5 protein-coding genes and 1 pseudogene are annotated in these 4,887 nt (G+C 64.4%); 2 read left to right on the top strand and 4 right to left on the bottom strand.

Annotated elements, in window-relative coordinates; genetic code table 11:
• Positions 1 to 1,532: DNA topoisomerase IV subunit A (locus ACHWRX_RS14645; RefSeq protein ID WP_394659736.1), on the bottom strand; the 1,532-nt coding region annotated here is incomplete at its 3' end.
• Between the two features lie 103 nt (positions 1,533 to 1,635).
• Between ACHWRX_RS14645 and ACHWRX_RS14640 the strand changes: the two genes are divergently transcribed.
• Positions 1,636 to 2,172, top strand: coding sequence for a type 1 glutamine amidotransferase domain-containing protein (locus ACHWRX_RS14640; protein WP_394659735.1), 537 nt, complete (start codon positions 1,636 to 1,638; stop codon positions 2,170 to 2,172).
• 50 nt (positions 2,173 to 2,222) lie between these two features.
• Here the strand turns inward: ACHWRX_RS14640 and ACHWRX_RS14635 are convergent, their stop codons facing one another.
• The 3 genes from ACHWRX_RS14635 to ACHWRX_RS14625 are packed head-to-tail and all read right to left on the bottom strand — an operon-like array spanning position 2,223 to position 4,673.
• Positions 2,223 to 2,552, bottom strand: a complete 330-nt coding sequence (locus ACHWRX_RS14635) for a 2Fe-2S iron-sulfur cluster-binding protein (protein WP_394659734.1) — start codon at positions 2,550 to 2,552, stop codon at positions 2,223 to 2,225.
• 4 nt (positions 2,553 to 2,556) lie between these two features.
• Positions 2,557 to 3,633, bottom strand: coding sequence for a cysteine desulfurase family protein (locus ACHWRX_RS14630; protein ID WP_394659733.1), 1,077 nt, complete (start codon positions 3,631 to 3,633; stop codon positions 2,557 to 2,559).
• Positions 3,630 to 4,673: a cysteine desulfurase family protein gene (locus tag ACHWRX_RS14625; RefSeq protein WP_394659732.1), complete on the bottom strand. Its 1,044-nt coding sequence runs from the start codon at positions 4,671 to 4,673 to the stop codon at positions 3,630 to 3,632. Before ACHWRX_RS14625 ends, ACHWRX_RS14630 begins: the two co-directional genes overlap by 4 nt.
• A 125-nt stretch (positions 4,674 to 4,798) precedes the next feature.
• Between ACHWRX_RS14625 and ACHWRX_RS14620 the strand changes: the two are divergent.
• A pseudogene (locus ACHWRX_RS14620) lies at positions 4,799 to 4,887 on the top strand (alpha/beta hydrolase); the annotation flags it as partial.

Raw genomic sequence — 4,887 nt, 5'->3', positions numbered from 1 at the left:
GCCTGGGCGATCGTAGTGCGGCGACGGCCGAGTGCGGTGTCCTCGGCGTAATCCTTGCGCAGATTGGCCAAGTCGCGCTTCAGGCGCGTGCGCTGACGGGCCGGGCTGTCCAACAGGGCCTGCAATTCGCCCTGCTCCTTCAGCAGGTCCTCATGCTCCCGCCGAAGCTCCATCTCCTCCAGCTTGCGCAACGAGCGCAGCCGCATGTTCAAGATCGCCTCGGCCTGACGGTCTGTCAGCTCGAACTCCGCCATCATCACCGGCTTGGGCTCATCCTCGGTGCGGATGATCTCGATGATCCGATCGAGATTGAGGTAGGCGATGATGTAGCCGGCGACCAGTTCCAGCCGCGCGGCGATCTTTTCCAGCCGATGCCGGGTGCGGCGCAGCAGGATGTCGATCTGGCTGTACACCCACTCCTGCAACAACAGCTTCAGGCCCATCACTCCGGGCGTGCGGTGCGCGTCCAGCACGTTGAGGTTCAGCGTGAAGCGGGTTTCCATGTCGGTCAGCCGGTACAGGCTTTCCTTCAGCAATTCGGGATCGACGTTGCGGCTCTTGGGCACGAGGACGATACGGATCGCCTCGTCGCTTTCATCGCGCACATCTTCCAGGATCGGCAGCTTGCGGTCACCGATCAGGTTGGCGATCTGCTCGATCAGCTTGGCCTTGGGCAACATGTAAGGAATTTCGCTGATGACGAGCTGCCACTGGCCGCTGCCCAACTTCTCGATCCCGGTCGGTTCCCAGCCATCTCCCACGCGTCCGGCGGAGAAGCGCCCGCGCACGCGGAACGCGCCCTTGCCGCTTTCATAGGCGGAGGAGATCAGCTCAGGGCTATCCACCACCAGGCCGCCGGTCGCGAAATCGGGCCCCTTGAACACCTCCATCAGCTCTGCATGCGTGGCTTCGGGCCGCTCGATCAGCAGCAAGGTGGCGTCGATGATCTCGGCCACGTTGTGGCTGGGGATCGACGTTGCCATACCTACCGCGATGCCGGTGGCCCCGTTCGCCAGCAGATTGGGGAAGATGCCGGGGAAGATCTCCGGCTCTTCATCCTCGCCGTTGTAGGTGGGGATGTACTTGACCGTGCCTTCGTCCAACCCGGCCATCAGCTGGATCGCGGTCTTGGTCAGACGCGCTTCGGTGTAGCGATAGGCGGCGGCGTTATCGCCATCGATATTGCCGAAGTTGCCCTGGCCCTGAACTAGCGGATAGCGCAGCGAAAAGTCCTGCGCCAGGCGCACCATCGCATCATAGACGGAGGCGTCGCCGTGCGGGTGGTACTTGCCGATGACGTCGCCCACCACACGGGCGCTCTTCTTATAGGCCTGCCCCGGATCGAGCTTCAGCTGGCGCATGGCCCACAACAACCGCCGATGCACCGGCTTCAGCCCATCGCGCAGGTCCGGCAGCGAACGCGCCGTGATGGTGGACAGCGCATAGACCAGATAGCGTTCGGATAACGCCGCATCGAACGGCGCATCGACGATGGCGTCGAAGGGATCTTTATCGTCGGACTTGCTCACCATTGCTGGAACGCCCTAGCAACGCCGTGAGCCGAGCGGAACTCCCGGAACAGAAGTTTTGCGCCGTTCATTCTCCCAGCACGCACATAAGCAGGAGATTACGAACATGGCTAAAAAGGTCCTCATCCTCGCAACCGACGGCTTCGAGCAGTCGGAATTGACCAAGCCGAAGCAGGCGCTGGAAGATGCCGGCATCGAAACCACGGTCGCCAGCCCCAACGACGGCGAGATCAAGGGCTGGGACATGACCGACTGGGGCGATAGCGTGAAAGTGGACAAGACACTCGATCAGGTGAACGCCGCCGATTACGACGCGCTGCTGCTGCCGGGTGGGCAGATCAATCCGGATAAGCTGCGGATGGAAGAGAAGGCCGTGTCGCTGGTGAAAGACTTCGCCAATAGCGGCAAGCCCGTCGCCGCGATCTGCCATGGGCCCTGGATGCTGGTCGAAGCCGATGTGGTGAAGGGCAAGACCGTCACCAGCTGGCCATCGATACGAACCGATCTGCGCAACGCCGGCGCGAACGTGGTGGATCAGGAAGTGGCGATCGATGGCCAGTTCATCACGAGCCGCAAGCCGGATGACATTCCGGCATTCAGCAAGGCTTTGATCGAGGCAGTGAACGCGCCCGTAACGGCGTGATCCGGTATCGTCCCGGGCCCGGCCCGGGACGATCTACCCCGCCCGTCCTGTCAACCGAACTGCATATCGCGCGCGATGGTGGGGATTTTCACCGTCAAACCATCAAGCTCACCCGACAATTCGATCTGGCACGCCAGGCGACTGGTGCGCGTGACACCCGCCGCCAGGTCCAGCATGTCCTCTTCATCCGCAGAAGCCGGGGAAAGTTTCTCGAACCAATCGGGCGATACGATTACATGGCAAGTGGAGCAGGCCATCTGGCCTTCACACGTCCCTTCCAGGGGCATCCCGGCAGCCTGCGCTACCTCAAGCAGGCGTGCGCCTTGTACGGCTTGCGCGGTGATCAGATCACCCTTGGTCGTGACGAAACGGACGTTCAAGACATCACACTCCCTGCGCCGCGGCTGCGGCCTCTATACGTGCGCAGGCATCCTCTATTTCCCGGTAACTACTATATCTCCCAAATCCGAGACGAACAGAGGATTTCGCCTCTTTCGGATTTAGGCCCAGCGCGGTCAGCACATGGCTGGGCCGGCCAGAGCCGCTGGCACATGCCGAACCAGCGGAAAACGCGATATCGCGCAAGTCCGACATCAGCCGGGCGACATCCAGGCCGTCCAGCCGGATATTGAGGTTGCCCCGCCAGCGTCGATCAGGCGAACCATTAAGCGTCCACCGGCTCAGCAGTTCCCGCGCGCGGTGCCAGAGGGCATCGATGTGCGCGGCGTCCGCCTCTGCGCGATCACACGCCAGCACGGCGGCTGCGCCAAAGCCCGCGCACAGCGCCGGGCTGAGAGTGCCAGACCGCAAGCCCTGCTCCTGCCCGCCACCGTGGATCAACGGCGTGAGGGCAATCCCGTTCCGCACCCAAAGCGCCCCGATCCCCTTGGGGCCGTAAAGCTTGTGCGCCGAAAGGGCGATCATGTCAGCCGAGGCGGGCGGCGCGATCTTGCCCGCACCCTGCACGGCATCGCACAGGAACAGAGCCCCTTCCCGGTGCGCGGCGGCGGCGAGCGCCTCGATCGGCTGGACTGTTCCGATCTCGTTATTCACCTGCATCACCGCGACCAGATCGAGGCCATCGAGGTTGGCCGCGCCGTCCACTAGTCCGTCGCGATCGACCGGCAGGATGCGGGCGTCGGGCTGCACCCAGCGCGCGGTATCCAGCACTGCGGCATGCTCGATAGCCGACACCGCCAGCCGCTTCGCGCCCGAGCCGATGATCGCCAGATTCAGCGCTTCGGTCGCACTGCCGGTGAAGATCACCCGCCCCCCCGGCGGCAGCAGTCCGGCCACTCGCTCACGCGCGACTTCGACGGCGGCGGCGGCGGCGCGACCGGGCCGATGGGGGCTGTGGGGATTGGCGAAACCCGCAGCCTCGGGACCACCGAGCCAGGGCAGGATCGCATCCCGCGCCTCGGGAGCGAGCGGCGTGGTGGCCTGATAATCGAGATAGATCATGCCGCCGCTCGGCCCCGCGCCATGTCCGCCCATGCGGTTATGAAACGCACGATATTCTCCCGCGTGGTCTCTGGCCCGATGCTGACGCGGACCACCTCTGACGCGCCTTCGATACCCATCGCCGTCAGCACATGGCTGGCCTTCAGGCTGCCTGACGAGCATGCGCTGCCCGCAGAAACCGCGATCCCCTGGCTGTCGAAGCGGATCAGTTGGACGGCGGCGGGGACGCTGGGCATGCGATAGGCCCCGATTGTAGGCAGGCGTGGTGACGCGCCGGCAATAACCTCGCCACCTGCCTGAACGATGGCCTGCTCGAGCTCTGCCCGCAATTCGGCAGCGCTCGCCAGCCACTCGGCACCTGTATCCAGCGCGGCGACCATGGCCAGAGCGCCGGGAAGGTTCTCGGTGCCGGGACGATAGCCACGCTCTTGCCCACCTGTCGGGCGCAGCATCGCCCAGTCCTTAACCAGCAAAGCGCCCATACCGATCGGGCCGCCAAACTTGTGCGCCGAAATCGCGATCAGGTCCGCATCAGGAAGACTGAGCTTCCCCGCACTTTGGGCACAATCCGCCAGCAGCAGGCCGCCCGCGCCCCGCACCATCGGCGCAATCGCGTCCAGAGGCTGGATCACGCCGGTCTCGTTGTTGACCTGCTGTACCGCCACCAGTCCGCGTCGGGCAGCAGCCAGCGGCTCGACCAGCCCGTCTCGTCCGACCAGCAGGCGATCCGCATCAGGGGCCAGCCGCAGGACCGCATCGTGCTCCACCACGCTGATCGCGGCCACGTCCATCACGCAGCGCTGGAGCGCGATGGCCAAGGCCTCGCTCGCGCCCGAAGTGAAGACGACTTCCCCGCTCCAACCCAAGGCGCTTTTCAGCCGCTCTCGCGCGTCTTCCAAGGCCGCCCGCGCCGCGCGACCGGGGCCGTGCGGGCTGGAGGGATTTGACCAAATCCCCACGCCTTGCAGCCACGCATCACGGGCTTGCGGCAGCAGCGGTGCGGAGGCCGCATGGTCGAGATAAAGGCGCTCGCGGGTCATCCTGCGTCTAAGTTGTTTTCTGAGGCGATAATTCTATATAGCGCCAGTTCATCGTTTCGCACCTGCCGCAAGCTCGTTCTTCGGGCATTGGCGGGTGACATGCAAAGTCAGGTCCATACACAGCAATGCCCGCAGTCATTTTTCCTGGTCCCGAAGGCCGGCTCGAAGGTCGTTTCCAGCCCGCCACCCGTCCCCGCGCACCGGTGGCGATGAT

This window comes from uncultured Novosphingobium sp. (assembly GCF_964277725.1).
GTDB lineage: Bacteria > Pseudomonadota > Alphaproteobacteria > Sphingomonadales > Sphingomonadaceae > Novosphingobium > Novosphingobium fluoreni.
Note: the sequence above shows the minus strand (reverse complement) of the source record. Positions and strands in the feature narration are given on the sequence as shown.

Excerpts from the sequence above, each read along its gene's own strand:
- ACHWRX_RS14640 (WP_394659735.1), top strand. The coding sequence starts at position 1,636 with ATGGCTAAAAAGGTCCTCATCCTCGCAACCGACGGCTTCGAGCAGTCG.
- ACHWRX_RS14630 (WP_394659733.1), bottom strand. The coding sequence starts at position 3,633 with ATGATCTATCTCGATTATCAGGCCACCACGCCGCTCGCTCCCGAGGCG.
- ACHWRX_RS14625 (WP_394659732.1), bottom strand. The coding sequence starts at position 4,673 with ATGACCCGCGAGCGCCTTTATCTCGACCATGCGGCCTCCGCACCGCTG.